At 73.1% G+C, this 25,421-nt stretch carries 27 protein-coding genes; 8 read left to right on the top strand and 19 right to left on the bottom strand.

Annotated features, from left to right (window positions below; all coding sequences use genetic code 11):
* Positions 1 to 30: 30 nt before the first annotated feature.
* A complete protein-coding gene (locus tag ACIHAD_RS37500) occupies positions 31 to 375 on the top strand; it encodes a DMT family transporter (RefSeq protein ID WP_397359479.1) in 345 nt (114 codons plus the stop codon).
* A 33-nt stretch (positions 376 to 408) separates the two neighbouring features.
* Positions 409 to 729 (top strand): multidrug efflux SMR transporter, encoded by a 321-nt coding sequence (locus tag ACIHAD_RS37495; protein ID WP_357979246.1) that lies wholly within the window; start codon positions 409 to 411, stop codon positions 727 to 729.
* Between the two features lie 14 nt (positions 730 to 743).
* Here ACIHAD_RS37495 and ACIHAD_RS37490 read toward each other — a convergent pair whose 3' ends face one another.
* The 4 genes from ACIHAD_RS37490 to ACIHAD_RS37475 form a co-directional block, all read right to left on the bottom strand.
* A complete protein-coding gene (locus ACIHAD_RS37490; RefSeq protein WP_397359477.1) occupies positions 744 to 2,054 on the bottom strand; it encodes an MFS transporter in 1,311 nt (436 codons plus the stop codon).
* 26 nt (positions 2,055 to 2,080) lie between these two features.
* On the bottom strand, positions 2,081 to 2,662 hold the full coding sequence (locus ACIHAD_RS37485; protein ID WP_397359476.1) for an ArsR/SmtB family transcription factor: 582 nt from the start codon (positions 2,660 to 2,662) through the stop codon (positions 2,081 to 2,083).
* Between the two features lie 247 nt (positions 2,663 to 2,909).
* Positions 2,910 to 3,701, bottom strand: a complete 792-nt coding sequence (locus tag ACIHAD_RS37480; protein ID WP_397359475.1) for a GntR family transcriptional regulator — start codon at positions 3,699 to 3,701, stop codon at positions 2,910 to 2,912.
* A complete protein-coding gene (locus ACIHAD_RS37475; RefSeq protein WP_397359474.1) occupies positions 3,698 to 4,255 on the bottom strand; it encodes a cysteine hydrolase family protein in 558 nt (185 codons plus the stop codon). Before ACIHAD_RS37475 ends, ACIHAD_RS37480 begins: the two co-directional genes overlap by 4 nt.
* Before the next feature lie 317 nt (positions 4,256 to 4,572).
* Between ACIHAD_RS37475 and ACIHAD_RS37470 the strand changes: the two genes are divergently transcribed.
* Entirely contained in the window at positions 4,573 to 5,694 is a 1,122-nt protein-coding gene (locus tag ACIHAD_RS37470; protein WP_397359473.1) for an MFS transporter, read from the top strand.
* Between the two features lie 52 nt (positions 5,695 to 5,746).
* Here ACIHAD_RS37470 and ACIHAD_RS37465 read toward each other — a convergent pair whose 3' ends face one another.
* Entirely contained in the window at positions 5,747 to 6,283 is a 537-nt protein-coding gene (locus tag ACIHAD_RS37465; RefSeq protein WP_397359472.1) for a hypothetical protein, read from the bottom strand.
* Between the two features lie 351 nt (positions 6,284 to 6,634).
* Here ACIHAD_RS37465 and ACIHAD_RS37460 point away from each other — a divergent pair, with 351 nt between their 5' ends.
* Both ACIHAD_RS37460 and ACIHAD_RS37455 read left to right on the top strand, forming a co-directional pair.
* The gene (locus ACIHAD_RS37460) at positions 6,635 to 8,029 is read left to right on the top strand and encodes a hypothetical protein (protein WP_397359471.1); all 1,395 of its coding nucleotides are present in this window, start codon (positions 6,635 to 6,637) and stop codon (positions 8,027 to 8,029) included.
* Positions 8,030 to 8,276: 247 nt separating this feature from the next.
* On the top strand, positions 8,277 to 9,089 hold the full coding sequence (locus tag ACIHAD_RS37455; protein WP_397359470.1) for a helix-turn-helix domain-containing protein: 813 nt from the start codon (positions 8,277 to 8,279) through the stop codon (positions 9,087 to 9,089).
* A gap of 150 nt (positions 9,090 to 9,239) precedes the next feature.
* Here the strand turns inward: ACIHAD_RS37455 and ACIHAD_RS37450 are convergent, their stop codons facing one another.
* The 4 genes from ACIHAD_RS37450 to ACIHAD_RS37435 form a co-directional block, all read right to left on the bottom strand.
* Positions 9,240 to 9,788: a GNAT family N-acetyltransferase gene (locus tag ACIHAD_RS37450; protein WP_397359469.1), complete on the bottom strand. Its 549-nt coding sequence runs from the start codon at positions 9,786 to 9,788 to the stop codon at positions 9,240 to 9,242.
* Positions 9,785 to 11,296, bottom strand: coding sequence for a hypothetical protein (locus ACIHAD_RS37445; protein WP_397359468.1), 1,512 nt, complete (start codon positions 11,294 to 11,296; stop codon positions 9,785 to 9,787). Before ACIHAD_RS37445 ends, ACIHAD_RS37450 begins: the two co-directional genes overlap by 4 nt.
* Before the next feature lie 71 nt (positions 11,297 to 11,367).
* Positions 11,368 to 12,555, bottom strand: coding sequence for an MFS transporter (locus tag ACIHAD_RS37440; RefSeq protein ID WP_397359467.1), 1,188 nt, complete (start codon positions 12,553 to 12,555; stop codon positions 11,368 to 11,370).
* Entirely contained in the window at positions 12,552 to 13,322 is a 771-nt protein-coding gene (locus tag ACIHAD_RS37435; RefSeq protein WP_397359466.1) for a TetR/AcrR family transcriptional regulator, read from the bottom strand. Before ACIHAD_RS37435 ends, ACIHAD_RS37440 begins: the two co-directional genes overlap by 4 nt.
* 54 nt (positions 13,323 to 13,376) lie before the next feature.
* On the opposite strand from ACIHAD_RS37435, the gene ACIHAD_RS37430 reads away from it, so the two are divergent.
* Positions 13,377 to 14,540, top strand: a complete 1,164-nt coding sequence (locus ACIHAD_RS37430) for an FAD-dependent oxidoreductase (protein WP_397359465.1) — start codon at positions 13,377 to 13,379, stop codon at positions 14,538 to 14,540.
* Positions 14,541 to 14,596: 56 nt separating this feature from the next.
* Here ACIHAD_RS37430 and ACIHAD_RS37425 read toward each other — a convergent pair whose 3' ends face one another.
* A complete protein-coding gene (locus tag ACIHAD_RS37425) occupies positions 14,597 to 15,625 on the bottom strand; it encodes a P1 family peptidase (protein ID WP_397359464.1) in 1,029 nt (342 codons plus the stop codon).
* Between the two features lie 120 nt (positions 15,626 to 15,745).
* On the opposite strand from ACIHAD_RS37425, the gene ACIHAD_RS37420 reads away from it, so the two are divergent.
* Positions 15,746 to 16,564 (top strand): aminoglycoside phosphotransferase family protein, encoded by an 819-nt coding sequence (locus ACIHAD_RS37420; protein ID WP_397359463.1) that lies wholly within the window; start codon positions 15,746 to 15,748, stop codon positions 16,562 to 16,564.
* A 19-nt stretch (positions 16,565 to 16,583) separates the two neighbouring features.
* Here the strand turns inward: ACIHAD_RS37420 and ACIHAD_RS37415 are convergent, their stop codons facing one another.
* The 5 genes from ACIHAD_RS37415 to ACIHAD_RS37395 all read right to left on the bottom strand — a co-directional run bounded on the left by ACIHAD_RS37415 (position 16,584) and on the right by ACIHAD_RS37395 (position 22,134).
* Complete coding sequence (locus ACIHAD_RS37415; protein ID WP_397359461.1) at positions 16,584 to 17,333, bottom strand: SDR family oxidoreductase; 750 nt, start codon at positions 17,331 to 17,333, stop codon at positions 16,584 to 16,586.
* A gap of 121 nt (positions 17,334 to 17,454) precedes the next feature.
* Complete coding sequence (locus ACIHAD_RS37410; protein WP_397359460.1) at positions 17,455 to 18,132, bottom strand: MerR family transcriptional regulator; 678 nt, start codon at positions 18,130 to 18,132, stop codon at positions 17,455 to 17,457.
* A 76-nt stretch (positions 18,133 to 18,208) separates the two neighbouring features.
* Positions 18,209 to 19,423: an ROK family protein gene (locus tag ACIHAD_RS37405; protein WP_397359459.1), complete on the bottom strand. Its 1,215-nt coding sequence runs from the start codon at positions 19,421 to 19,423 to the stop codon at positions 18,209 to 18,211.
* A gap of 146 nt (positions 19,424 to 19,569) precedes the next feature.
* A complete protein-coding gene (locus tag ACIHAD_RS37400) occupies positions 19,570 to 20,247 on the bottom strand; it encodes a class I SAM-dependent methyltransferase (RefSeq protein ID WP_397359458.1) in 678 nt (225 codons plus the stop codon).
* A gap of 399 nt (positions 20,248 to 20,646) precedes the next feature.
* Positions 20,647 to 22,134: an MFS transporter gene (locus tag ACIHAD_RS37395; protein WP_397359456.1), complete on the bottom strand. Its 1,488-nt coding sequence runs from the start codon at positions 22,132 to 22,134 to the stop codon at positions 20,647 to 20,649.
* Positions 22,135 to 22,237: 103 nt separating this feature from the next.
* Here ACIHAD_RS37395 and ACIHAD_RS37390 point away from each other — a divergent pair, with 103 nt between their 5' ends.
* Complete coding sequence (locus ACIHAD_RS37390; protein WP_397359455.1) at positions 22,238 to 23,080, top strand: helix-turn-helix transcriptional regulator; 843 nt, start codon at positions 22,238 to 22,240, stop codon at positions 23,078 to 23,080.
* Positions 23,081 to 23,207: 127 nt separating this feature from the next.
* Here the strand turns inward: ACIHAD_RS37390 and ACIHAD_RS37385 are convergent, their stop codons facing one another.
* The 4 genes from ACIHAD_RS37385 to ACIHAD_RS37370 form a co-directional block, all read right to left on the bottom strand.
* Positions 23,208 to 23,564 carry a PRC-barrel domain containing protein gene (locus ACIHAD_RS37385; protein ID WP_397359454.1) on the bottom strand — a complete coding sequence of 119 codons (357 nt, stop codon included), beginning with the start codon at positions 23,562 to 23,564 and terminating at the stop codon, positions 23,208 to 23,210.
* A gap of 74 nt (positions 23,565 to 23,638) precedes the next feature.
* The gene (locus ACIHAD_RS37380; protein ID WP_397359453.1) at positions 23,639 to 24,076 is read right to left on the bottom strand and encodes an SRPBCC family protein; all 438 of its coding nucleotides are present in this window, start codon (positions 24,074 to 24,076) and stop codon (positions 23,639 to 23,641) included.
* Positions 24,077 to 24,136: 60 nt separating this feature from the next.
* On the bottom strand, positions 24,137 to 25,015 hold the full coding sequence (locus tag ACIHAD_RS37375) for a helix-turn-helix domain-containing protein (RefSeq protein ID WP_397359452.1): 879 nt from the start codon (positions 25,013 to 25,015) through the stop codon (positions 24,137 to 24,139).
* Between the two features lie 18 nt (positions 25,016 to 25,033).
* Positions 25,034 to 25,378: a VOC family protein gene (locus ACIHAD_RS37370; protein ID WP_397359450.1), complete on the bottom strand. Its 345-nt coding sequence runs from the start codon at positions 25,376 to 25,378 to the stop codon at positions 25,034 to 25,036.
* Positions 25,379 to 25,421: the final 43 nt, after the last annotated feature.

Below are 25,421 nucleotides of genomic sequence, written 5' to 3'. Positions count from 1 at the left end.
GCATATACATACAACTAAGGAGGGCCCGAGATGGCCTGGATCCATCTGCTCATCGCCGCCGTCTTCGAGGTCGTCTTCGCCCTGGCCACCAACGCCACCGAAGGCTTCACGCAGTTGTGGCCGTCCCTGCTGACCGCCGCCGCCGCGGCCGGCGGGATCTTCTTCCTGAGCCTGGCCCTGAAGACCCTGGACGTCGGCGTCGGCTACACCGTCTGGACCGGCATCGGCTCGGTCGGCACCGTGCTGCTCGGTTCGGTGATCTTCGGGGAGGAGCTCACCGTCTGGAAGGGGCTGGCCTTCGTCCTGATCATCGGTGGCGTCCTGGGGCTCAAGCTCGCCGACCGCCTGTCCACGTCGCAGTCCGCCGCCGCCTGACCACTCGCCCACCACTTCCCAAGGAACGTCATCATGGCCTGGATCTACCTCTCCATCGCGATCGTCTTCGAGATCGGCTTCGCGCTCGGCACCAACGCCACCCAGGGCTTCACCCGGTTGTGGCCCTCCGTCTTCACCCTGCTGTCGGCCGCCGGCGGCATCTTCACCCTGAGCCTGGCCCTGAAGACCCTGGACGTCGGCGTCGGCTACACCATCTGGACCGGCATCGGGTCGATCGGCACGGTCGTCCTCGGCGCGCTCATCTACAAGGAGAAGATCACCCCGGCCAAGCTCGCGTCGTTCGCCGCGATCATCGGCGGCGTGGTGCTCCTCAAGATCGCCGCAGGGGTCTGACCGCGGGCGCCGGGTCAGGGTGAACGTTCGGCGCGGCCCCCGTCCGTCGTGCCGGCACGTTCCCGTGGCGCCGGCACGACGGACGGGCCCGTGCGGCGCGGCCGGTCAAGCTGCCGCCATTCGGGCCGCAGTCCCGTCAGGCTCGTGGTGAGCGCGTAGGCCGCGCCGCCGGCGAGCAGCACCGGCGTCAGCCCCGCGGCCACCACCGCCGCCCCGCCCACCAGACCGCCGAGCGGGATGCCGGCCCAGGCGAGGGAGTCCCTCAGCGCGTTCACCCGGCCCAGCAGGTGCCGGGGCACCCGCTCGTAGGAGATCGCCCCGAGGATCGGGTTCAGGAACCCGGCGGCGAACCCGCCCACCGCGAACACCGTCACCATGGCCCACACCGGCGCGTCCACCGCCAGGACGAGGAACCGCGTCGGCCCGGCGAGCAGGAACGCCACGAAGAACACCGGCCTGCGCCGCATCCGGTGCGCCACGGCGGCCGCGACCAGGCTGCCGCCGACGGCCGTCGCCCCCGCCACGCTGCTGTTCAGACCGACCACGGCGGCGTCGTGGCCGGACTCCCTGGCCCACACGAACACCAGCACCTGACTGAAGGCCGCGTCGAGCAGGTTCGTGATGCCGACCATGACGACCACGGAGAGCAGCAGCGGTTCGCCGCGCAGGAACGTGAAGCCCTGGCCGAACCGCCGCCAGTACCCCTCCTGCCCCGCCTCCTGCCCCTTCTGTCCCGCCTCCGGCGCCTCCTGCGCCGGCGCGCTGTGGCCCATGCCGCGCGGCAGCGCCCATGCCACGATCATCGAACCCAGTGCGAAGCAGGTGACGCTGATGGCCAGGCCGGCCAGTGGCCCGAGCAGCGCCACCATCGCGCCCCCGGCCGCGGGCCCCGCCGTCTGGGCCAGCCGTTCGGTCACGCCCATCAAGCCGGTGGCCCGCTCCAGCGGCACCCGCCCGCGCTCGGCCGCCTCGGGAATCATGATCTCCTTGGCCAGGTCCCCGGGGCCGCGGGCCGCGCCGACCACCGCGACGAGGGTGACCAGCGCGCCCAGCGGCAGCAGGTCCAGCGCGTGCAGCAGGACGACCGTCCCGGCCGCCGTGGCGCTCACCACGTCCCCGACCCACGAGATCCGGCGCGGCCCGACCCGGTCGACCAGCGGCCCGGCCAGCGCCTTGACCAGCACGTACGGGGCCATCTCCGCGAACGCCACCACCCCCGTCTGCGCCGGGCTGCCCGTCGTAGTCAGGACGAACCAGGGCAGCGCGATGGCGGACACCCGCGTGCCGGTCAGCGACACCGTCATGGCCGCGAGCAGCCCGGCCATCGGGCGTAATGACCCGCGCGACCCCATCACGCCCCCTCGGGCAGCTCGGGCAGGAGCTGCGTGATCAGTGAGACCCGTGCGGCGTCCTCGGGCGCCGCCTGGCCGGGCAGGTCGGGACGGTAGCGGGCGACGACCTCATCCAGGTCCGAGCGCAGCCGCACCGCCTCCTCCGGGGTGAGGCGCAGCGCGACGGAGCTGAGGTCGAGGACGCGCCGCCACTCCGCCGGCATGGTATGCAGCTCGTTCAGCGTCCGCTGGGTGCGCAGGCTGTACAGGGCGGCGATGGACTGCATGTAGGCCAGCACCGCCTCGGGTTCCCGCTCCGACAGTTCGTCGTCGCTGAGACGGGTGATCTGGTGGACCGAGCGCCACCAGCGTTCGCGGGCGTTGCCGCGCTCGGCGTCCTCCTCCACGAACCCGGCGGCGCCGAGCCTGCGCAGGTGGTAGCTGGCGGTGCCCGAATTGACCCCCAGGCGTTCGGCCAGGCGGGTGGCGGTGGACGGGCCGTGTTTGCGCAGCAGGTCCACGAGTTGCACCCGTACCGGGTGGGCCAGGGCCCGCAGCCCCTTGGCGTCGAGGACGACCACGCTCTCGCGGGGTTCGGTCATGCCTCGAAGCCTAGACCGCAAAGACTTCTTCGCAAAGAGTCATTCGCGAAGAAGTGTTTGCGATCCTGCAGGGACGCCACCGGTGGGCCGCAGGCGGGACACTCGGTCAGGGCTGACGGGCGGGTCCGGTGCGGCCGAACATGGCCAGGGGCGCACGAGCCGGATTGTCGGCTCGCACCAGCGCGCCCGCCCCTGCTCATCGAGACGGTATCCCCGGCAGTCCGGCCATCGAGGGGCGGGGGAGGTGTCAGTGACGGGCCTGTGCCGGTGGGGGCGGTAGTTCGATGTTGGCCCTGCTGACGGACGTGCTCTGCGACAGGACCTGGAGCACGTCGCGGCGTACGCGCTCGCACCGCCTGCGCATGGCCTCGCGGGCGCCGTCCGCGTCCCGGGCGCGCAGGTGCTCGTGGATGCCCTCCAGTTCCCCGGGCGGGCTCGCGACCTCGGGAGCGATCAACGCGGCCATCCGCAGGACCCGCTCCAGCTCGTCGAGCACGCCGACGATCGCCTTGGCGTAACGGTCGTTGCCGCCGGAGTGGGCGATGACGGCCTCGAACTCGATCCCGGCCCGGAGCGATTCCTCCAGGTCCGCCTCGCCCGCCGCGAGCGCGAAGGGCACCCTGGCCAGCGCTTCGAGCCGCTCCAGCGCCGGCGCCCCGACGCCCGGGCGCGCGGCGGTGGCGGCGGCCTCGCCGGACAGCAGCGTACGCAGCGCGCACAGGTCGTCGGTGTCCTGGAGGGTCACCGGGCTCACGACGTAGCCGGAGCGGGGCAGCGCGTCCACGAGCCCGTCGCGCCGCAGACGCGCCAGCGCCTCGCGTACCGGCGTCTTGCTGATGCGCCATTGCCGCGCGAGCGACGCCTCGCTGAAGCTGCTGCCCGGAGGCAGCGTCAGGTCGATGATCTGACGCCTGATCGCCCGGTACGCCTGGCCGGTGCGGTCGAGGCCGGCGTCCTCCTGGCCGACCAGCAGCAGTGCCGGGAGGTGGGCCATCCCGGCGGTCACGGGATGGAGCGGCCGGGACGCCTCCGCGCTCAAGCTTGGGCCCCCGGGTGCCAGCCGTCGCACGACACCACGTCGAATCCCCGGCTCGGGAAGACGGCGTCCATGAAGAAGTCGTGCATCGCCGGATCGCCGTCGCCGCAGCCGTCCCGCAGCACGGTCACCTGGTAGCCGCGGTCGGCCGCGTCGTAGCACGTCGCGGCCACCATCGCGCTGGTGGCGACACCGGCGACGGCCACCGTGGTGACGCCGCGCGCGCGGAGCACCAGGTCGAGGTCGGTGCCGGCGAACGCGCTGGCGCGGCGCTTCAACACGACGACGTCCTCGTCGGTGACCGGCAGGTCGAGCTCGGTCCCGGCCGACCCCTCGTGGAAGGCGTCCCCGGCCTGGAAGAACGACTTCATCAACGCGCTGTGAGGCGGCACGTCGGCCCCGTTGGCGCGGAAGGCGAAGTGCACGAACACCACGAGCGCGCCGGCCGCGCGGGCGCGGGGGAGCAGTTCGGTGAGCGGTGGCACGACCTGCCGGGCGAACGGGAAACCGCCCGTGATGCCCCGCTGGATGTCGCCGATGATGAGTGCAGTGGTCACGACACGCTCCGTCCAGGGATTCCGGGGATCGCGACGGAGCGGGATGAATCTCCTTCGCGAACAACTGGGATCACAGTAGGAGCACACTGAGATATCAGCAACCTGGCATGGGGGCGGCGAGCTGGTCGGTCTTCGTGCGGGAATGCGGGGATCCAGGTGCTAACGTCACCTGCCATGGAGGACCTGTCCACCACCGGAACGGCCGGTGCGGCCCTGCCCGGTCGCCCGCGCACGCGCTGACTCGGATCCCTGATCTCGTCTGACGCGTGCTGCGCCCGCTCCGCGCGTGATGCGCAGCCCGGAAGGGTGGCCTTCGCGTGCCGTTGTTCTTCCTGGCCTATGTGGCTTATGTCTCCATCGCTCTGCCCGACAACGTGGGCGGCATCACGTGGCCGCTGGTCCGGCTCGACCTCGGTCAGCCGATCGAGGCGCTGGGCGTCGTCGTGCCGTTCGGCGTCGCCGGATATGTCGTCTCCAGTTCCTCGACCGCGTTTCTCCTGGCCCGGACGGGGGTCGGGTGGCTGCTTGCCCTGAGCGCCGCGCTGTCCGCGGGAGCGCTGGCGGTGTACGCGCTCGCGCAGGCGTTCTGGGTCGTGCTGTTCGCGGTGTTCCTCGGGGGGCTGGCCTCCGGCGCGATCGACGCCGCGCTCAACGCCTACGCCGTACGGCACTTCGGCGCCCGCCGGATCAGCTGGATGCATGCCTGCTTCTGCGTCGGCGCGGCGGCCGGGCCGGTGGCGGCCACCGGGCTGCTGGCCGACGGCCGGTCATGGCGGTGGGTCTACGCCGGGCTCGCGGCCTTACAGGCGCTGCTCGCGGTCACGTTCGCGGGCAGCGCGAAGCGCTGGATCCCGTCCTCGACGCCCGCACCGGCTCACCGAGCGAAACGGCCGAGATCCGGCCCACGGACGTTGTGGCCCAGCCTGGCGGCGTTCGCGTTGCAGTCCGGCATCGAGGCGGGGACGGGGATCTGGGCGTATGTCCACCTCACGGCCGGGCGCGGCATGCCGGACGGCCCGGCGGGGCTGACCGTCGCCGGGTTCTGGGGGGCGATGTTCGTCGGGCGCATCGTCGTCGGGCACGGGACGAAACAAGGAGGAACGCGGCGCTCCCTCCTGCTCGGCGTGTCGGGGATGCTGCTCGGCGCGGTGCTCGTCGCGGTTCCGGGGCCTGCCTGGCCGGCCGCGGCCGGTGTGGTCGTGATCGGGCTCGCGGCGGCGCCGATGTTCCCGTTGCTCACGCTGACGACGTCCGAACGGGTGGGCGAGGCGGCGGCGGAGCGCGTGATCGGGCTGCAGATGGCGACGTCCTCGGCGGCCGGGGCGGTGCTGCCCGGCGCGGTGGCGGGCGCGCTGGTCGGCGCGTTCGGCGTCGGTGTCATCGGCGGGTTCCTCGTCGTCCTGGCGGGCGCGATGTGCCTGCTGTACCGGCGACTGTGATCGCGCCGGGGCCGAGGGGCGTCCTCGGCCCCGGGCGCGCGTGGGACGGGGGTCAGTTGCCCCAGACCTGGACGGGTCGCAGGCAGGCGGTGTCGTACACCTGGTCGGCGCCGGTGATCAGCAGTTCGGGCACGAGGAGGTCACCGAGCGGGGCCAGCGGCGACGGGTCGGCCAGAGCGCCGACGGGGGCTTCGGACAGGTCGAGGTAGGCCGGCGCGAGGATCCTGCCGTGGAGGGTGCCGGCGACCAGGTCGGGGCAGAACTCGTCCCAGAAGATCGAGACGGTGGTGCGCAGGTCCCCGTGGATCATCACCAGCTTCTCGGTCATGTCGCCGACGAACGTCTCGGCCGTCACGTGGCCGTGCACGATCAGCTTGGCGTCGCCGGCCAGGTAGACGTTCCTCGCCCGCAGGTTCCCCAGGACGATCAGCGCGGCGCAGCCGTCGTCCACGTCGGTGACGTTCCCGTCGACGACCAGGTCGCCGTCGATGATGTAGCCGGTCGTCGCCCCGGGGGTGCCCTCCCGCCACGGCGTGCGCGCATGCTCGTCGAGGGGCAGCTCGCCGGTCACCGTGGCGGGACCCGGCACGAGGATGTACTCCTCCTCGTACAGGTTCTGGTACGTCTCCTTCGGCAGTCCGCGCCGCTCGAACAGGTCAACCGCATCGTCCCAGGCGAGGTAACTCGATCACATGCGCGTGACCATAGCAACGAAACACCCCCAAACCGGCCCGGACGCTCGACCTGGGCCCCGAGGCGGAGACGCAGGATCGTGGACGCGTACGTGTTGCCGTGTTCGAGGTCGAGGGCGCGGACCGCCGGCCCGAGCGCGCGGGGGAGCGCCTCGTGGGCGGCCAGGACACGGGCCGGCGCCGACCTCGCGCCCGAGGCGACGTCGGACGGGCTTGAGGTCACCCGTGCTTCGCGTCACTGTGGGTACGTGTACGTCACCGTGCAGTTGCCGATCGTGGACCTGAGGCCGCTGCTGCCCGCCGATCCCCGGCGGCGCGAGCCGCCGCGCTGGCCGCGGCCCGACCGGGCCTTCCCGAGCCGCTCGCCGGAACACCACCGCTCCGACCACGTACGCGGCCTGGGCGCCGTACGGCCTCGGCTGCGCGGCGGGGTCGCCCCCTGGATCTCGGAGTCGTACTACGTCGACGTCGGCAACCTGGTCCGGCTCACCCGGCAGCGGCACAAGGAGGGGATCCGCCGGTCGGTGACGGTCACGCCGGTGCTGCGCAACTTCTACGCCGACCGGGTCGTCAACCGGCTGGAGGTGGGCTTCCAGCGGCGATGGCTCGACCCCGACCAGGTCTGGGACGGCGAGGAGAACGCCGTACGGCTGGCGATGTCGGCCACCACCTGGCTGCGCGGCGAGCGCGGGGCGCACGCGCCGCTGGTGGCGTTCGGGCCGAGGTTCGCGCGGCACCTGCTGGAACGCACGTCGGCGGTGGCGGACCCGGAGGAGTGGTGGGTGGTCGCGGGCGCGCCGTCCGTCGTGGTGGAGGACTACCACTGGCGTTACAAGGCCGTCCATCACGCCTGGGTGCGCGAGGCGGGCCTGCGGGTGTCGATGTGGAAGGTGATCCCGTCCCACGACCAGGACAGGCCGGACGAGGAGCTGCGGCGGATGCGCGTGCTGCTGTCGCGGCTGCACGCCGAGTACGCGGCCGTCGAACAGGTGCTGGCGCTGTGCGAGGACGGCCGGCTGGACGTGCGGCGGACGGAGGTCGAGCGCTACCTGATGCGGGCGCTCGACCTGCTGCTGCGGCCCTCGCGGCACGGGTTCGCCGCGGCCGAGATGCTGGCGCAGATGCTCGCCCGCACCCGCGAGGTCTACGCCGACACCGTGCAGACCCTCGACTTCCTGGCCGGTTCGTCCGGGAATCCGGTCATCGCCGCCCGGGTCGAACAGTTGCGCGTCCTGATGGCCGCCGCCGGGTCCGACCGGCCCTTCCACTACTCCCCGGAGGTCAACGTGACCACGTTCAACCGCGGCACCTTCAACAACAGCGCGATCAGCACCGGCAGCGGGGACGCCACCGTGCACAACACCTCCGGCGAGGACGCGGCCGGGCTGCGGGCGCTGGTGGAGGAGCTGCTCGACGCCGTCTACGTGCTGCGCGACCAGCTCCCCGAGGAGCAGGCGGTGGCGGTCGAGGACGCGGCCGGCGGCGTGCAGCGCGAGCTGGACAAGGCGCCGGACAAGCGCAGCGAGGGCGGGCTGAAGGCCCGGCTGAAGACGATCTTCGAGATCGCCGCGGACGCGGGCGCGGCGGGCACCGCGCTGGCCGGAGTGGTCACCGCCATCCAGGGCATCCTCGGCGTGACGTGAGGCGGCCTCCGGGGGACGGAACCCCCGGAGGGTGACGCTTCGCCCGGAACGACGCGCGATCCGAGCAGGCTGTGACGCCTGAAGAGGACCTACACACAGTCGAGGCCGTGGTTCCCAGGTGGCCGTCGGCCCCGGGGCGGCCTGCCGCCGAGTCTAGTGGCCGGTGCCGGGACCGGCCAGGCCGCCGTTTGGCGACGGCGGCTCGTAGCATGTCGGGGTGCGGTCGGCCGAGCGGGTAAACGCCCATGTGCCTCGATGGGAGATCACCGTCCCGTCGCGGCCCGGCCGCCTGCCCGGGGTCATGATGGCGGGGTTCAGCGACCGGGCCAACGAGCTCCGCGACCTCGCCCTCGTCCCGCACCCCGCGGTCACGCTGCTCCTCGACCTCGGCGACGAGCCGTTCGTCGTCGAGGACGATCGCGGCTCGCGGCAGCACGAACGCGTCGTCGCCGGCCTCGCGCCCGGGCAGGTACGGGGGCACGGCCTGACCAGCCGGATGGAGTGCCTCCAGATCCGGTTGTCGCCGATGGTCGCGCACGCCGTCCTGGGCGCGTCCTCGGAGCTGGGCGGCACGGTGGTCTCGCTCGACGACCTCTGGGGGCGGGAGGCCGTACGCCTCCAGGAGCGGTTGCGGGCCGCCGGGTCGTGGGAGGACCGGTTCGCGATCGCGGAGGAGGCGCTGGCCGGGCGCGCCGAGGCGGGCCGCGCCGTCGATCCGGAGGTCGCCTTCGCGTGGCGGCGGATGGCGGCCAGCGGGGGCCGGGTACCCGTCGAACGGCTCGCCGCCGAGGCCGGCTGGAGCCGCAAGCGCCTGTGGTCGCGGTTCCGCGCCCAGGTCGGCCTCACCCCGAAGCGGGTCGCCCGGCTGATCCGCTTCGACCGGGCGGCCCACCGTCTGGCCGCCGGTGAGCGCGCCGCCGACGTGGCGGCCGAGAGCGGCTACGCCGACCAGTCGCACCTGCACAGGGACGTCATGACCTTCGCGGGGGTGACACCGGCCGCGGTCGCGCTCTCGCCGTTCCTCGCGGTGGACGACGTCGCCTGGCCGTCCGAACCCTAGCGGCTCACGGCCGGTCGCGTGCTGATGCCGCTCTCGTTCGCCGGCAACATCTTCGTCCGGCTGGCTGAGGGCCTTCGTCGAGGTCAACCCGCTCAGCCACGTCGCGACCGCCGTCGTCACCGCGGTGTGCGCGCCCCTCGTCCTCCGCCTCTACGGCAGGCGCGGGTGAGGCTCCGGCCTGGTGATCTCGTGCACCGCGACCGGCCGTCCGTGGGCGGGGACCACCGTCTCGAACGCGAACCGCAGGCCGAGCTTGTCCATCACCCGGCGGGACGGCTGGTTGTCCACGTGACGGATGCTGACGATCCGGTCGAGGCCGCACTCGGCGAACCCGAACTCCAGCAACCGCCGGGCCGCCTCGGTGGCGTAGCCGTGCCCCCAGTGCTGTCGTCCGAGCCGCCAGCCGATCTCCACGGCGGGCAGGATCTCGGGGAGGAACGTGGGAACCGCCAGCGTGACCCAGCCGGCCGTCCGCCCGGTCTCGCGCACGACGACGGAGAGCGGGCCGTGGCCGCGTTCGTCCCATTCCTGCCGGGCGCGCGCGATCCAGGCCGCGGCGCGGTCGGGGTCCGGGGGCTGGACGGAACCGTCGCCGATGTACCGCATGACCTCGGGATCGGCGTTCATGGCGGCGAAGGGGGCGAGGTCGTCGTCGTCCGGCTGACGCAGGAGAAGCCGGTCGGTCGTCATGGGGATCATCCGGCGATGATGCCAGAGCCGGGGCGGGTGGTCCGTCCCGGCGCGGCCTCACGGGTCGCCGTACGGCGCAGGGCCGTCCACATCGCGAACGCCGCGTACGCGGCCAGGACGGCGAGCCCGGCCCATCCGGGCAGCGGGAAGTACCCCGCCGAGGGCGCGTAATGGGCGGTCACCTGCGGATACTCCATCCGCGTCTGCAACACGGCGAAGCCCGCCGCCGGGGTCAGCCGCAGCAGCCAGCCGGAGACGGCGTCGGGCAGCAGCGGGAACGCCGTCACGCCGTACGGCAGGGCCACCAGCGCGAGCGCGACGAGGATCGCCGCCCGGCCCCGGCGCAGCCGCACGCCCAGCCCGTACGCGAGGACGGCGCTGAGCGCGAGCACCAGGGCGACACCGACGATCATCCGCGCGCCGGTGAGCACCGGCAGCGGCTGCGCCGGCACGCCGTTCCCGATCATGATCGCGACGCCCACCGGCAGGACGACCCCGGCGGCGACCAGGCCGGTCACGAAGGCCGCCGCCCCGACGACGGCCGCGCGGGCGGCGACCGCCCGCCGCGAGCCCGCCCCGCCGGCCGTGCGGGAGCCGTGGCGGGCCGCCACGACGAGCACGACGACGAGCACGATCACCAGCCCGGCCAGCAGGTTCTCGGCGACGCGCGGCGAATCCTCGCCGATCGGGCCGATGTCGCCGGTGCCGCTGATCGTGACGACCCCGTCCTTCAGTACGGCTCCGGAGGGATTGTGGTACTTCTCCCAGTCGGTGTGGTTCATCTCGCCGACGGGATCACTGGCCCAGGCGTCGTCGCGGCCGCCTTCGACGGTGAGGTGATCGAAGACGCCGACGGCCTGGGTGAACCGGGACTCCTCGATCGCGCCGCCGAGACCGGTCTCGCGGAGCGTGAGGTCGCCGGGGGAGGTGGCGAAGAGGCCGACCTGCACGGTGTCCGGCAGCCCGGCCAGCTTCGCCGTGCCCACGGTGTGCCACTGCCTGCCGTCGGCGGACTCGGCGCCGGTGACGGTGTCGCCCGAGCGGGTCAGGCGCAGCCAGCGCGGGAGCCGGTCCGGGCTTCCCGCCACGTCGTGCGCGTAGTCGTACTGGAAGCGCAGGCCGTGGGCGCCGGTCGTGGCGAGGGCCGCGTAGCGGGAGCCCTGGCGCAGGCCGTCCTTGACGATGATCCCGGCCTTCGCCCAGGGCACCAGCCCGGCCACGAGCTGGTCGTGGTTCGGCGGGGGGTAGGTGATCGTCCCGGTCATGGACGTCATCCGGACCGTGATGCTGCCCTCGCGGCCCAGGGCGCGGTGCAGGAACCAGAACGTGTCGCTGACGGGGGAGCCGTCGGCGGCGACGGGGGCGGCGGGGCAGGGGCCGTCGCAGGAGGAACGGCCGGCGAACGCGGACATCAGGCCCAGCCCGATGACGGCGAGGGCCGCGAGGGTCAGGGCGGTCAGGCGGCCGGGGCGGCGGAAGACGGCCCATTCCCGCCGGAGGAGGTCGTTGATCGACATGCCTTCGGTTATAGGGGTCGGTGCCTAACACGCCCGGAACGGCGCCTGTCACGCTGCTGTCACATGGTCCTTCAGCGGCGCTCGTGCCCGGTGGTGGGGGAGCGGCGGAGGGCGAGGGCGATGAGCGGGCCGATGGCGAGCAGGATCGCGAGGGCGGCGTAGCCGTAGGTGAGCGAGGCCAGGGTGGCGACGCCGGCCACGAGCAGCGGGCCGCCCGCGTCGCCCAGCTCCCGGCCGAGTTCGGCGGCGCCCATCGTCTGGCCCATGCGTTCGGCGGGGGTACGGGCGGCGAGGGCGGCGAACCCGAGGGGAGTGATGAGCCCCGTCCCGGCCCCGATCAGCACGGCGGCCGACAGGATCCCGCCCAGACCGGGCAGCATGGCGCAGGCCAGTCCGGCCGCGGTGACCAGCAGCCCGGCCAGCAGCCCGGTACGGGTCGTCAGACGTCCCGCGTCGAGGGCGCGCCCGGCCCTGGGCTGCACGACCGCCGCGCACGCCGCCAGGACGGACACCGCGGCGCCGGTCGCCACCGTGCCGAGGCCGGTGACCCTGCCGGACACGGGCAGGAATCCCACGCCGACCGACAGCGCGGCCGTGGCCCCGGCCAGGGCGGCGGTCGGGGCGAGGAAGGCCGGATCGGCCAGGCGGCGCGCCAGGTCCAGCACCGTCTGGCGGGCCTTGGGCAGCGGCGGCACCGCGGGCACGGCCAGCGCCGCCCACACGGCGACCGCCACGCCCAGCACCGTCATGACCGCGAACAGCAGCCGCAGGCCGCCGGCCCACACCAGCACGCCGCCCAGCAGCGGGCCCAGGGTGTAGCCGATCGACTTCCAGAAGCCGTAGCCGCCGAAGGCCCGGCCGAGCTTGGCGGCCGGGTTGAGCCGGGCCACCAGCGCGGAGGCCGACGGGGAGAACGCCGAGGCCGCCGCGCCCTGGCCCAGGCGGGCGGCCCACAACCAGCCGGGGCTGTCGGCGACGACGTACAGGCCGGAGGCGACCGCGAAGGCCACCAGCCCGCCCAGCAGCACCGGACGGGCGCCGACCCGGTCGGCGAGGCTGCCGAACAGCGGCTTGAGCAGCACCTCGGCGCCGTCGTAGAGGGCCAGCAGCGCGCCGAGGACGAGCAGCGAGGTGACCGCGTCGTGGGAGAACCCGCCGAGGTTGGCGGCGATGCCGTGCGCGCCGAACGCGGTGGTGAACCCGGCGGCGTACAGCGGCCACATCCGCCGGCCCGACGGGGGCGACGCGGGGGGCGTCATCGCACGCCCTCCGGACCCGGCTGCGGGGGGTCGCCGGCGGGGGCGGGCCGGTTTCCGGACCGGGCGGCCGGTGTCACGCCTGCGGGCCGGACGAATTTGGCGGCCACGGCGTCGAGGATCCAGTGCAGGCCGGTCGCGAAGGTCTCCTCGGCGTCCACGTCCGTGCCGTCGTGCACGACCTTGGCCAGCGTGGGGAAGCGGCCCGTGGCCAGCATCCTGCGCACATGCGGGCCGTGGGCGCGCTGCCAGTCGAGCTTGGACAGGCCCGTGGCGCGCTCGGCCCGCAGGTTCGCGACCTCGCGCCTGATCGCACCGGTGGTGTACGCGCTGACGGTCTCCACGGCCCGTATGACGGTGTCGAGGTCGGCGAGGCCGTCGAGGGCGGACAGCATGCCCTCCGTCGCGGCGAGGGCGTTCGGGCCCAGGCTCGGGCGTCCGCCGAGCAGGTCGGCCAGCCATTCGTGCCGGAGGGCGGCCCGCCTGGTGAGGTCGGCGTGGAGGCGCAGCGCCTCCCGCCAGTCGCCGGGCTGCTCCTCGGGGCGGATCTCGGTGTAGACCTCGTCCACCATGAGGTCGAACAGCTCCTCCTTGGTGGAGATGTATCCATACAGCCGCATCGGGCCGACGTCCAGGCGGGCGGCGACCTTGCGCAACGACACCGCGTCGAGCCCCCCCTCGTCGGCCAGCGCGACGGCGGCGGCGACGATGCGCTCCCGGTCGAGCGGCGCGGGGCGGGTCGGCGGCTCCGGACGGTCCCACACGGTCATGGCCTACATCGTACTGTTGCGATACAGCGTCTCAGCAAAATACAGTGTATCGACATGAGACATCGTATTGCAGTGGTCGGCGGCGGGCCCGCCGGTCTTACCTTCGCCCGCGTCCTGCACCGCCTTGGGCACCCCGTCACCGTCCTCGAACGTGATCCGGCCCCCGACGCCCGGCCTCCGGGCGGCACGCTGGACCTGCACGACGGGATGGGCCAGCTCGCGCTGGGCAAGGCGGGGCTGCTGGCTGAGTTCCGGGAGCTGTCCCGTCCGGAGGGGCAGGCCATGCGCATCCTGGACACGGACGGGACCGTCCTCCGCGACTGGCGACCCCGTCCGGATGACCGGGCCAACCCCGAGATCGACCGCGGCCAACTCCGCGACCTGCTGCTCGGCCCTCTGGACGTCCGGTGGGGGCGGAACGTGACGGAGGTGGTGCCCGGAACGCGGGACGGCGTGCTGGTCCGTTTCGCGGACGGGCGACAGGAGACGTTCGACCTCGTGGTCGGCGCGGACGGCGCCTGGTCCCGGGTCCGCACGGCGCTCTCGTCCGTGACGCCGCACTACACCGGCGTCACCGCCGTCGAGACCTCCCTGGAGGACGTCGACACCCGCCACCCCGACCTCGCCCGGCTGATCGGTGACGGTTCCCTGGCCGTGTACGGCGCGAACCGCGCCCTCGTCGCCCAGCGCAACAGCGGCGGCCACGTCAAGGTGTACGCCCAGTTCCGCACCCCCCCGGACGGCCACCCGGACCTGGACACGGCCCCCGACCGGGGCGCGGGGCTGGACCCGGCGGCCCCGGCGGCGGACGGTGTCGAGGCGGTGCGGTCGAGTCTGCTGGCCCTGTTCGACGGGTGGGCCGCTCCCGTCCTCGACCTCCTCCGCCACGGCACCGCGTTCGTCCACCGCCCCCTCTACGTCCTGCCCGTGGCCCACACCTGGGCCCACGTGCCCGGGGTGACGCTGCTCGGCGACGCCGCCCACCTGATGCCCCCGCTGGGGGTGGGCGCGAACCTCGCGATGCTGGAAGGCGCCGAGCTCGCCGAGTCCGTCGCCGCCGCCCCGGGCGACCTGGACGAGGCCGTCCGCGCGTTCGAGGAACAGATGTGGGCACGGGCCGCCAGGTGGGCGAAGATGACGGCGGCCGGTCTGGACCGCCTCGTGAGCCCGGACCCCGCCGAAGCCCTCGCCCTCTTCGACGAAGTCCAGCCCTCCTGACCGCCGGCCGGGGCGAACGCGTCACGGCCGAACGCAACGTCAAGGACGCCTGACGACTACACGACCGCCTCGCCGTGCGCCGTCTCCGGCAGCCGGTCGTACGGAACGGCATGACGGACGTGGCCGCGGACGCCGGTGGTGGTCGTCGCGGTGAACAGGGAGTTGAGCAGCGCCTCCTCGACCGCGTCCATGACCGCGGCGAACAGGGGGTTCAGCCCGGCGTCGGGCATGGCCGGGAGCTGCGGTGGCGCGGTGGTGAAGGCGATGGCGTAGTCGCCGCTCCCGTGGGAGTAGGACGCCCCCACGCGGCCCATCGCGAAGATCCCCCGGCGGGTCAGGCGGCCGAGTTGGCGTGCGTCGAGCGGCGCGTCGGTGGCCACCACGATCATGCAGGAGTTGCCGACGGGCTCCTCGTCCACCGCTCCCGGGATGAGCTCCTCGACCGGCATCGGGACGCCCCGCACGGTCAGCACGCCGCCGAAGTTCGCCTGGACGAGCGCTCCGACCGTGACCGGAGCACCGTCCACCACCGGCCGCCGGGACGAGGTGCCGATGCCCGCCTTGAACCCCAGCGCCGTCGTCCCGGTGCCCGCGCCCACGCATCCCTCCGCGGGCAGCCCGCCGGACGCCCCTTCCAGCGCGTCGAGCACGTGCCGTTCGGTGATCGGGCGGCGCCGGATGTCGGACAGGTAACCGTCGTTGGTCTCGCCCACGACCGGGTTGAAGGAGATCCCCTCCGGGCTGCGGTCCATCAGGTAGGTGAGCAGCGCGTCCGCCGCCCGGAACGCCGACAGCGTGGCGGTCAGGACGACCGGCGACTCCAGCATGCCGAGTTCGTCGATCTGGGTCGAGCCGACCAGCTTGCCGTATCCGTTGCCGGAGTAGACGGCCGCGGGCAGCCCTCGCCGTTCGGCGGTCAGGTGCCGTGGGACGATGGCGGTGACCCCGGTGTGCAGGTCGGCGCCGTCGTCGATGGTGGTGTGGCCCACCAGGACGCCTTCGACATCGGTGATCGCGTTCAACGGCCCGGTCGGCAGGGCGCCGACGACTACGCCCAGGTCGCGCGCCCGCGCGCGTCCCCTCATGGATGGGGTGAGGTGATTGTCCATAATGTTCCCATTGTCGGGGCTACGCCCTGCCGCCGCGCGAGACGTCACTCCCCTGGCCGGCCGCAGCCGTGAGGACGGAAAGGGTGACGCGGGCAGATGACGGCCGGCCGATGCACGCACGACCTCGAACTCCACGACGACGTCGTGATCAAGCGGTACGCCTCGTGGGAGCGCGGAGAGCCGCACCGGGAGTGGAAGGCGCTCACCCTGCTCGCCGAGCACGCCCCCGGCCTCGCGCCCACCCCCGTGGATGCCGCGCTCGACGCTCGTCCGCCGGTGATCGTGATGAGCCGGCTGCCCGGACGCGTCCTCCGCGGTGAGCACGCCACCGACGAGCAGATCCGGGCGGTGGCCGCCGCCCTCGACCGGCTGCACCGGGTGCCGCGCCGGGTGGTGGAAGCGGTCGAACCCGCCCCCTGGGGACCCGTCGCGGCCGTGACCAAGACCCGTGCCTGGGCCGGGAGGCGGCCGGACCTGGGCGGCGACCCCGTGGTGCGAGAGGCGTACCGCGCGGGCGTCGCCTGGCTGGCCTCCGCCGCCCCCGACAGGCTCGTCGCCGCTCCCTCGTCACCCGTTCTCGGGCTGGCCGACGGCAACCGCGCGAACTACCTCTGGGACGAGCACGGGCGTCGCGTCCGGCTCATCGACTGGGAGGACTCCGGCCGCAACGATCGTGCCTTCGAGCTCGGCGAGCTGTGCGAGCACATCTCCCACCTCGACGGCTCCCTGGACGCCCGGCGGCTGCTGGCCCATGTCGACCTCGCTCCGGGCGAGGCCGAACGGGTGAGGGACTTCCGCCGCCTGATCGCTCTGGGCTGGTTCCTCCAGCTCGGTCCCGGCGGCCCGGCGGCACCGCACAACCCGGCGGGCACGCTGGAGGCCCAGGCCGCGCGGGTTCTGCGGCTGCTCGGCTAGCGCCTGCCCGCGCGCGCCGTCAGAGCAGGGTGCCGCCCGAGGCGTCCAGCCAGTGGCCGGTCACCCAGCGGCTGTCGTCGCAGGCCAGGAAGGCGACCGCGTCGGCCACGTCCGCGGGGGTGCCCACGCGGCCCATGGGGGACAGGGAGGACAGCCAGGCCAGCGCCTCCCCGACGAGCCTGCCCTGGTGCATGTCGGTGTCGATGACGCCGGGCGCCACGGTGTTGACGGTGATCGCGCGTGGGCCGAGCTGCTTGGCGAGCGTCGAGGTGAGCACGTCGAGCGCGCCCTTCGACATGGCGTAGCTGATGGACTGCGGCATCGCCGAGCCGCGGGTCAGCATCGTGGAGATGTTGATGATCCGGCCGCCGTCACGCAGCCGGGGGAGGGCGAGCTGGGTGACGAAGAACGGGGCGGTGGCGTTGATCGCGAAGATCCGCTCGAACTGCTGTCTGGTGACGTGCTCGATGCCGGGCTCGTCGTTGAGGACACCGGCGTTGTTGACCAGGATGTCCAGCCGGTCGGCGTGGACGTCGAAGGCGTCCCACAGGCGTTCGGCATCGCCGGGCGTGCCCAGTTCGGCCCGCAGGGCGAAGGCCCGCCCGCCGGCCGCCTCGATGGCGGCGACGGTTTCCGCGGCGGCCCGCTCGTTGCCGCCGTAGTGGACGGCGACGCGCGCGCCGTCGCCGGCCAGGCGCTGCGCGATGGCCCGGCCGATTCCTCTGCTCGCGCCGGTGACGAGCGCGGTCCTGCCATGAAGGTTGCGCATGTTGTCTTCCTGTCGGTGGGGATGGGTCACCTGCCGGCAGCGTGGAGCCCACAAGGGCGCGCCAGGCGGTGATCTCGGCCACGGGTGGCCGGTGGTGTGCCGCTCGATGCCCGGAGGGCGATCAAGGGGTGTTCTGGAGGAATCCCAGGGTGGCCAGGTCGTTCACGGTGGTCTGCAGCTCGTCGATGCGTGCGCGGCCGATCCGGACGAGTTCCTCACCGGCGGCGGCCCACTGGTCGAGATCGCGGGAGAGGGGCGAGATGCCGGCGAGGATGCCGGCGCTCTCCTTGAGGGTGATGCCGACCCGCTGGGCGGCGAGGGCGAGCTTGATCCGACAGATCGCGTCGACGGTGAACCGGCGGGCGTTGCCGCTGTTGCGGTGGCCGGTGATCACTCCGTAGCGCTCGTAGAAGCGGACGGCGTTGGGCGTCACCCCGGCGGCCCTGGCCACCTGCCCGACCGTGAGCGAGGCCGCGCCCGCCTCGAAGCCGGGGTGGTCGGTGACGGTCATGGCACCCTCCCGCCTTCGCAGCCGACTCTCGCAGGTCCAGTATCGCCGAACGCCGTCATCAGCCGTGGCCGCGCCACCGCGACGATCGTGACGTCCAGCACCGCCGGGCTGCAGTTCGTGCATCGGCAGCGAGACCGTGGCCAGGTCGATCAGGTCGAGATCGAGCCAGTCGATGGTGGTGAGTTCGTGCTCCAGCCACGCGGCGAGCGGGTCGGCCATTCTGGGCTTGCGCACGCTCCCGATCATCACAGCGATTCGGAGGCGGGCGTCGATGATGTTCTCCGTCATGGCGACGACGCTAGAAGTTCGCCCATAGGCGAACTCAAATCGTCCGCGCCGACCGGCCGCCGCGCGCCCGCGGACGTCACCGTAAGGTGGCCAAGGTGGTGAGTGGGTCGTCCAGGAGGCCGGCGAAGGCGAGTTCGGCGGCTCCGGCGAGCGTGGTGTCGCCGCCCAGGGCCGTCACGGCCAGGCGGACGCGTTCGCGCGACACCGGCAGGACATGCGCGTCGATCCGGGCGCGGACGCGTGGCGCGGCGCCCGGGTAGACGTCGCGGAGCATCCCGCCGAAGACCACGAGCGCCGGGTTGAACAGGTTGATCAGGTTGACGACGCCGACGCCGAGCCAGTCGCCGACGCGGTCCAGCGCGTCCCGCGCCCGGGCGTCACCGGTTCCGGCGAGGGCGACGACGGCCCGGATGCCGTCGCGTCCGATGAGGCCGCCGGAGCGTCCCGCGTAGTCGAGCAGCGCCTCTTCGCCCACCTCGGCCTCCAGGCAACCGCGCGACCCGCACAGACAGGGCCGCCCGTCGAACGGGTTGACCAGCATGTGCCCGAGTTCGCAGCCGTAGCCGGAGTCGCCGTCCAGGAGTTCGCCGCCGACGATGATGCCGCCGCCGACGCCGACGTCCCCGTGCAGGTAGATGAGGTTGTCGACGTCGCGTCCCGCGCCGCGCACGTGCTCGGCGACCGCGCCCAGGTGCGCCTCGTTGCCCACCTCGACGGGCAGCCCGAGGCCGAGCCCGGCGGCGAGTTCCGCGCCGAACGCCTGGTCCACCCAGCCGAGGTGCGGCCCGTACCGGACCGTGCCGTCGGCCCGCCTGATCAACCCGCAGTACGACGCGCCGACGCCCACGCACAACGCGCCGGGATCGGATTCGGCGACCAGTTCGCGGCCGAAGGCGGCGAGGACGCCGACGACGTCCTCCAGGTCGACCCCGGCGCGGGCGCGTACGGCCTCGCGGCGGTCGAGTACCCGGCCGCCGAGCCCAACGCGGGCCGCGAGCAGCCGATCCACGGCCACGTCGAAGGCGAGCCCGTACACCGTCCCCTGCTCGGGCATGACGACGATGGACGGCCGGCCCGCGCGTCCCCGCCCGGTGGGGATCCCCTCGTGGACGAGCCCGGCCGCGGTGAGTTCGGCGGTCAGGTCCATGATGGTGCTGCGGTTGAGGCCCATCCGGCGGCTGAGCGCGGCCCGCGACACCGCGCCGTCCATGTGGACGCGCCGCAGCACCTCACTCAGGTTCCGCTGCCGCATCTGCTCCTGCGTCCGCGCGCCCGCCGCCGATCCCGTCATCCCCGTCAGCCTAGGACCTGTCCTCACGCGATCACAGCCGCGAAAAAGATCGACGTCTTGCCGAATTGCGCTTCATGAACGGCCACCAGTTTCGCCACGTCCGGAAGGGAGTACGCCGAACTGGCCGAACGCGCCCGCAGAGCGGGTTAACGCGGTGCGTGCCCGCCTGTCCACTGTGTGGTGCCGGGGGCCGGGGTGCGCAGCAGCAGGTGGCCGCGGCGGAAGCGTTCGTCCTCCAAGGGCTCGCGCAGCATCCGCCCCACCTCGAGGAACTCCTCCTTGCGCGCCAGGTCGGCCAGGTCGTCGATCGGCCACCGGTAGGCCGGGGTGACCTTGTGGTCGAACTGCGTCACCGGATCGCCCTCGGCCTCGAAGAAACCGAGCAGGAGGTGACCGCCGGGCGCCAGCACCCGGCGGAACTCGGCGAGGTACGCCGGCATTTCCCCCGGCGGGACGTGGATCAAGGAGTACCAGGACACCAGCCCGCCCAGCTCACCGTCGGCCACGTCCAGAGCGTCCATCGAACCGAGCTCGAACCGCAGGTCGGGATAGTCCTTGCGGGCGATGTCGAGCAGCGCGGGGGACAGGTCGACGCCGAAGGCATCCAGTCCGAGGTCACGCAGGTGCGCCGTCATGTAACCGGGGCCGCAACCGGCTTCGACGACGGGCCGGGGTCCGGCGGCCCGTACGAGTTCGGCGAACACGGAGACCATCGCGCGATCCAGCGGCAGGCGGGCGAGGGAGTCCCGGGCGAGATCGGCGTAGAGCTCGGCGACGGCGTCGTAGGCGTCCGCCGTCACGGTGAGATAAGAGGATTCGGCCATGGCGGACGACTGTAGCCCATCGGTCGGCCGTCCTTGCCGGGTCGTATTCTGTGAACAAAAAACCAGAAAGTTCATACGGATATAGTGGCGATCGGAAGGGATCACCATGCTGAACGACCTGCCGTACCTGTCGGCCGGTGAAGGACCGCCCCTGATCGTCCTGATCCACACCCCGCGGGCAGCCGACCCGACGGGCCTCGCCGCCGACCATCCCGGCCTGATCGACCGCCTCGTCCTGGCGGGCACGGCCTGCACCCTCGGCCCGGCCGTCAGACGGTCGACGGCATCCCCGACGCCCAGCTCGTCGTCTACCCCGGCCGGACCCACAGCGGCACCTTCACCGACGGACGTTTCGCCCCCGACGCCCTCGCCTTCCTGACGGACAGGTGAACGCGCGCCTCAGAGCCCCTGGCCGACCGGCCGCGCGACGTTCCGTACCGGCGCCCGCCGGAGGGCGACCACGCCGAGCACCACGTGCAGGACCGCGGCCACCGCCGCCGCGACGTGCAGCCCGGCGACGAAAGACGTTCTGGCCTGCGTGACCGCCGCCGGCACGAGGGCGGGGAGCTGGAGGGTCTCGTCCAGGGTGGGGGCCAGGTCCGGCCCCTGGAGCCGGAAGACCAGGGCGGCGAGCGAGCCGAGGAGCGCGATCCCCAGGGCGTTGCCGATCTCGTTGCTGGTCTCGGCGAGTGCCCCTGCGGCCCCGGCCCGTTCCGGCGGGACGGCCCCGACGGCGGTGTCGGCGACGACGCTGAACGAGATGCCGTAGCCGACGCCCGCGACGACCGTCGAGGCGACGTACCAGCCGACCCCGCCCGTGACAGCCGTGGGGAGCAGGACCAGCAGCCCCGCGGCGACGGAGAAGTGGCAGACGGCGAGCGCGGCCCGCTTGCCGACGCGTTCCACCACGAAGGGGGTGACGACGCAGGTGACGGTGAGCACCACCGCGCCGGGCAGCGCGAGCAGCGCCGCGTCCAGCACGGGCAGGCCGAGGACGGACTGGAGGTAGACGCCCGACAGGTACGCCGTCGCCGACCACGCCGCCAGCGGCAGCAGCCCGGTGACGATCGCCACCGTGAACACCCGGTCGCGGAACAGCGAGAAGTCGATCAACGGCTGCGGAAGGCTGCGCTGCCTGCGGCCGAACCACGCCAGCAGCCCCAGCCCGGCCGCTCCCGCGAGGACCGGGACGATCGACAGACCTTCGGCGGCGGCGTGCTTGAGGGCGTAGATCGTGAGCAGGAGACCGGCCGCGGAGGTCACGACGCTGGGCACGTCCACGCGGCCGACGCGCGTCGTGCGGACCTCGCGGAGCAGGATGGGCGCGAAGATCAGGAACAGCGCGATGACCGGCAGGTTGATCAGGAAGACCGACCCCCACCAGAACCGTTCCAGCAGGACGCCGCCCGCGACCGGCCCGGCCGCGAACCCTGCCGCGAACGCCGCGGCGAAGACGCCGATGGCCTGCGCCCGTCGCCGCGGGTCGGCGAACAGCTCGCTCAACACCGCCAGCGCCGACGGCAGCAGGGTCGCGCCGGCCACCCCCATCAGTGCGCGTGCCACGATCAGCAACTCGGCACCGGGCGCGAACGCCGCCGCCGTGGAGCCCGCGCCGAAGACCGCGGCGCCGATCAGGAGCAGCCGCAGCCGCCCGTACCGGTCGCCGAGGTTGCCGAACGCGATCAGCAGGGAGCCGACCGCGAAGCCGTAGATGTCGAGGGTCCACAGGGCCTGGCCGGCGGTCGGCGTGAGGGCCTGGCTGATCCGGGGCATCGCCAGGAACAGGATCGAGCCGTCCATGGAGACCAGCAGGACGGGCCCGAGGATCACCAGGAGGCCGAGCCAGGCCCGCGGGCCCGGAGGAGTGTGCGTGTGCTGTCGGGACATGCGGCCGACACTCGGGCAGGACGCGCCCGGCAACCATCCCCCTGGCGTGGGTGCACCCGGCAGGTACACCCACGGATCCGTCCGTCGGCCTAGGCTCGACGGTGTGGAGAGCCTCGGAGCGTTTCTGAAGAGCCGTCGTGATCGGGTCACGCCCGCCGCGATCGGGCTGCGTACCTTCGGGACGGCCCGCCGGGTTCCGGGGCTGCGGCGTGAGGAGCTGGCGCAGCTCGCCGGGGTGAGCGCCGGGTACTACACGCGTCTGGAGCAGGGGCTGGCGGAGACGGCCTCCGAGCAGGTGCTCGACGCCCTGGCGCGGGTGCTGCGGCTCGACCGGATCGAGACCGTCCACCTGCACAATCTCGCCCGGCAGCCGTCCCGCGCCCGGCTGTCCCGGCCGCCGGGCGAGGAGCCTCATCCGCGGGTCCTCGCGCTTCTGGAGTCGCTGAAGGAGACGACGCCGGCGGTCGTGCTCGGCCGGCGGGGTGACATCCTGGCGTGGAACCGTACGGGTCACGCGCTGATGGGCGAGCACCTGCCGTTCGAGGCGCCGGGGGAGCCGGCGGACCGCCCGTCCGTCCCGCGGATGTTCTTCCTGGACCCGCTCTTCCGCGATCTGCACCGCAACTGGGACGAACTCGCCCGCGTCCACGTCGCCTACCTGCGGCTCACCGCGGGCCGCTTTCCCACGGACGCCCGCCTGGCCGAGCTGATCGGGGAGCTCACGATGCGCAGCGACGAGTTCGCGACGTTGTGGGCGGTGGGGGAGGTCTCCGACTGCACGGTGGGCACGATGCGTCTTCGGCATCCCACCGTCGGCGCCGTCGACGTGGACTACCAGGTCTGGCTCCAGCCCGACAGCCCCGGCCACCGGGTCGAGATCTACACCCCGGCCGACCCGCCCTCGGCCGACGCCCTGCGCATCCTGACCCACCAGGCCGACCGCTGACAGGACGGCGTCATGAGAAGGGCCCCTCGGGGGCCCGCCGGTCGCGGAGGCTGTGGGGCCTTGACAGCCTCCGCGGCGCGTGTCGCGCCCGGCGGGCGGCCCCGACGGGCCACCCGGTCGCCCGGGGTCAGACGGTGCCGTTGAAGCGGCTGTAGTACGCGCCCACCTCGTCGCGGTGGACGTCGTCGTTGTATGTGGCGTCCTCGTCGAACTTCGGCGAGTCCTTGATCTCCTGCTTGGTCCGCGCGAGGTGGACCTTGCGCTCCTGCGGGTCGATCCGCGTGACGGTGCCGGCCGGCAGCACGACCTTCTTGCCGAAGATCCACGGGCCGGTGTCGACCACCAGGTAGCTGTCGCCGACGGTGTGACTCGCCTCGTCCACCGACCCGATCGAGCCGTCGGTGGCCTCGACGTCGAAGCCGACCACGTCCAGAGTCTTGTCGCCGTAGACGTCGGAACCGTAGCTCCACATGTCCTGAGACAAGGCGTTTCCTCCTGATGATCTCGAGTACGTTGCCCACCCACTCTTCCCGGACCAGCCCCGGCAAACATGGAATCTCAGCTCGTCGTGCGGGCGGCGTACGTGGCGAGGCCGTCGGCCGTTCCCTGCATGAAACGGGTCAGGTACCACCGCCAGAAACCACCCGACAGCGGCAGCTTCGGCTCGAAGGCGGCGGACCAGTGGATGTCGGTGCCGCCACCGGCGGCCGGGGCGAGCTCGACCGTCCCCCGGTAGGAGCGGAACGGGCCGCCCAGGTTGTCGTAGACGAACCGCCGGTCGGGGACGAGCTCGACGATCCGCTCCCGGGAGACGTTGCGGCCGGTGCGGAAGACCCTGGTGTCCCCGACCTGCTGCCGCGCCGCCGGATCGCCGCCCTCGACGTCGGCGGAGTCGATCGGCGACCACGACGGCCAGGTCGCGGCGTGCGTGAGCGCCGCGAAGACGGCGTCGGGGGCGGCCTGCGAGCGCGCGGTCACGGCGAAGGAGTACGGCATGAGCCCCAACGTAGGCACCGGCCACAGCCGGGGGCCATGCGCGCGATTGCCGACGATCGATCAGTTCTTGCGGTACGCCGACGGCCGTACGCCGGTCCGGCGCAGGAAGGCCGACGACAACGCGCCCGGACTGGCGAACCCGCACCGCCCGGCGATCTGCTCGACGCTGAGGGACGTGGACGACAGCAGCCGCCGCGCCTCCTCGATGCGCAGCCGGGTGAGGTACCGGTGGGGCGTCTGGCCGGTGCCCTCCCGGAAGACCCGGACGAAGTGGTACACGCTCAAATGCACCTCGGCCGCGATGGCGGCCAGCGTCAGCGGCTCCGCCAGGCGCTCGGTCATGATGGCGACGCCAGCCCGGACCGCGGCGTGCTCGGGGCCCGGCAGGCGTTCGGCCCGGCCCTGGGTCAGCAGGTGCGTCACGAGGAAGGCGGCGGCGGACTCCGCGTACAGGTCGCCGGCTCCGGCTCGGCCCGGCAGCGCGCGCAGCAACTGCTCGACGACCGGATCACCTGCCGCCAGGGCGGCGGCGGACGCCTCGAAATCGGGTTCGCGCCCGCCCAGCGCGTCGGCGGCCCGCCGGACGGCCGCCGCGGGGACGTGCACCTGGACGGTGCTCAGCCCGGCCCCCGCCCGGTAGCTCATCGACCCGGCGCGGCCGGGGACCATGAGCTCCAGGTGCCCCGGGACCCAGCGCCGCCGGACCGGCCTGCCGCCGGACCGCGTCCGCAGGTCCGCGTTGCCCGCCACGCAGAGCACGAGATGCAGGTCGGACACGGCGGGCAGGGTGAAGTGCTCGGCCTCGGGCGCGTGCCGGAAGCTCTGCACCAGCAGTGACCGCCAGCCGGCGTCGTCCCAGCTGTTGTACGTGTGCCGCACGTACGCCGAGGTGTCGAGACCGGCGTAGGGCGCCAGATCGAAGTCAGCCGAGTCGAACACGTCCCGAGCCTAACCGGATCACCCCGGCGGGGCCTCGGCGAGCGAGAGGCTGTTGCCGTCCGGGTCGAGGACGTCCACGTGGCGCACGCCGTTGCCGTACGTCTCCACGGGCCCGTGCTCGATGCCGTGCCCGGCCAGCCTGGCCAGGATGTCGTCGAGGCCGGACACGCCGAACGTGATCATGGTTCCGCCCACGCGCGCGGCCCGCATGTGCCGGTCGTCGATGACGACCCACGCGTTCTCGCCGACCTGCCACAGGTGCTCCTCGCCGACGATCTCGTCCGCCGGGCGGCCGAAGAACACCTCGTACCACTTCTGCGCCGCCGCCCGGTCGCGTACGCACACCACGCTGTACAGATCCACCCGGACCACTCCTTCTTGTCGTTCCACGAGAGGGACCGCGCCC

Origin of the sequence: Nonomuraea sp. NPDC052265 (assembly GCF_044547985.1) — a bacterium.
GTDB lineage: Bacteria > Actinomycetota > Actinomycetes > Streptosporangiales > Streptosporangiaceae > Nonomuraea.
This window is presented reverse-complemented; position numbering and strand designations above follow the sequence as displayed.

What these genes read in the sequence shown, in the direction of transcription:
- ACIHAD_RS37415 (WP_397359461.1), bottom strand. Translation starts at nt 17,333, where the DNA reads ATGCGCAACCTTCATGGCAGGACCGCGCTCGTCACCGGCGCGAGCAGA.
- ACIHAD_RS37500 (WP_397359479.1), top strand. Translation starts at nt 31, where the DNA reads ATGGCCTGGATCCATCTGCTCATCGCCGCCGTCTTCGAGGTCGTCTTC.
- ACIHAD_RS37425 (WP_397359464.1), bottom strand. Translation starts at nt 15,625, where the DNA reads ATGAGGGGACGCGCGCGGGCGCGCGACCTGGGCGTAGTCGTCGGCGCC.
- ACIHAD_RS37495 (WP_357979246.1), top strand. Translation starts at nt 409, where the DNA reads ATGGCCTGGATCTACCTCTCCATCGCGATCGTCTTCGAGATCGGCTTC.
- ACIHAD_RS37445 (WP_397359468.1), bottom strand. Translation starts at nt 11,296, where the DNA reads ATGTCGATCAACGACCTCCTCCGGCGGGAATGGGCCGTCTTCCGCCGC.
- ACIHAD_RS37485 (WP_397359476.1), bottom strand. Translation starts at nt 2,662, where the DNA reads ATGACCGAACCCCGCGAGAGCGTGGTCGTCCTCGACGCCAAGGGGCTG.
- ACIHAD_RS37490 (WP_397359477.1), bottom strand. Translation starts at nt 2,054, where the DNA reads ATGGCCGGGCTGCTCGCGGCCATGACGGTGTCGCTGACCGGCACGCGG.
- ACIHAD_RS37400 (WP_397359458.1), bottom strand. Translation starts at nt 20,247, where the DNA reads ATGGCCGAATCCTCTTATCTCACCGTGACGGCGGACGCCTACGACGCC.
- ACIHAD_RS37430 (WP_397359465.1), top strand. Translation starts at nt 13,377, where the DNA reads ATGAGACATCGTATTGCAGTGGTCGGCGGCGGGCCCGCCGGTCTTACC.
- ACIHAD_RS37440 (WP_397359467.1), bottom strand. Translation starts at nt 12,555, where the DNA reads ATGACGCCCCCCGCGTCGCCCCCGTCGGGCCGGCGGATGTGGCCGCTG.
- ACIHAD_RS37405 (WP_397359459.1), bottom strand. Translation starts at nt 19,423, where the DNA reads ATGACGGGATCGGCGGCGGGCGCGCGGACGCAGGAGCAGATGCGGCAG.
- ACIHAD_RS37380 (WP_397359453.1), bottom strand. Translation starts at nt 24,076, where the DNA reads ATGCCGTACTCCTTCGCCGTGACCGCGCGCTCGCAGGCCGCCCCCGAC.
- ACIHAD_RS37420 (WP_397359463.1), top strand. Translation starts at nt 15,746, where the DNA reads ATGACGGCCGGCCGATGCACGCACGACCTCGAACTCCACGACGACGTC.
- ACIHAD_RS37435 (WP_397359466.1), bottom strand. Translation starts at nt 13,322, where the DNA reads ATGACCGTGTGGGACCGTCCGGAGCCGCCGACCCGCCCCGCGCCGCTC.
- ACIHAD_RS37450 (WP_397359469.1), bottom strand. Translation starts at nt 9,788, where the DNA reads ATGATCCCCATGACGACCGACCGGCTTCTCCTGCGTCAGCCGGACGAC.
- ACIHAD_RS37395 (WP_397359456.1), bottom strand. Translation starts at nt 22,134, where the DNA reads ATGTCCCGACAGCACACGCACACTCCTCCGGGCCCGCGGGCCTGGCTC.
- ACIHAD_RS37410 (WP_397359460.1), bottom strand. Translation starts at nt 18,132, where the DNA reads ATGACGGAGAACATCATCGACGCCCGCCTCCGAATCGCTGTGATGATC.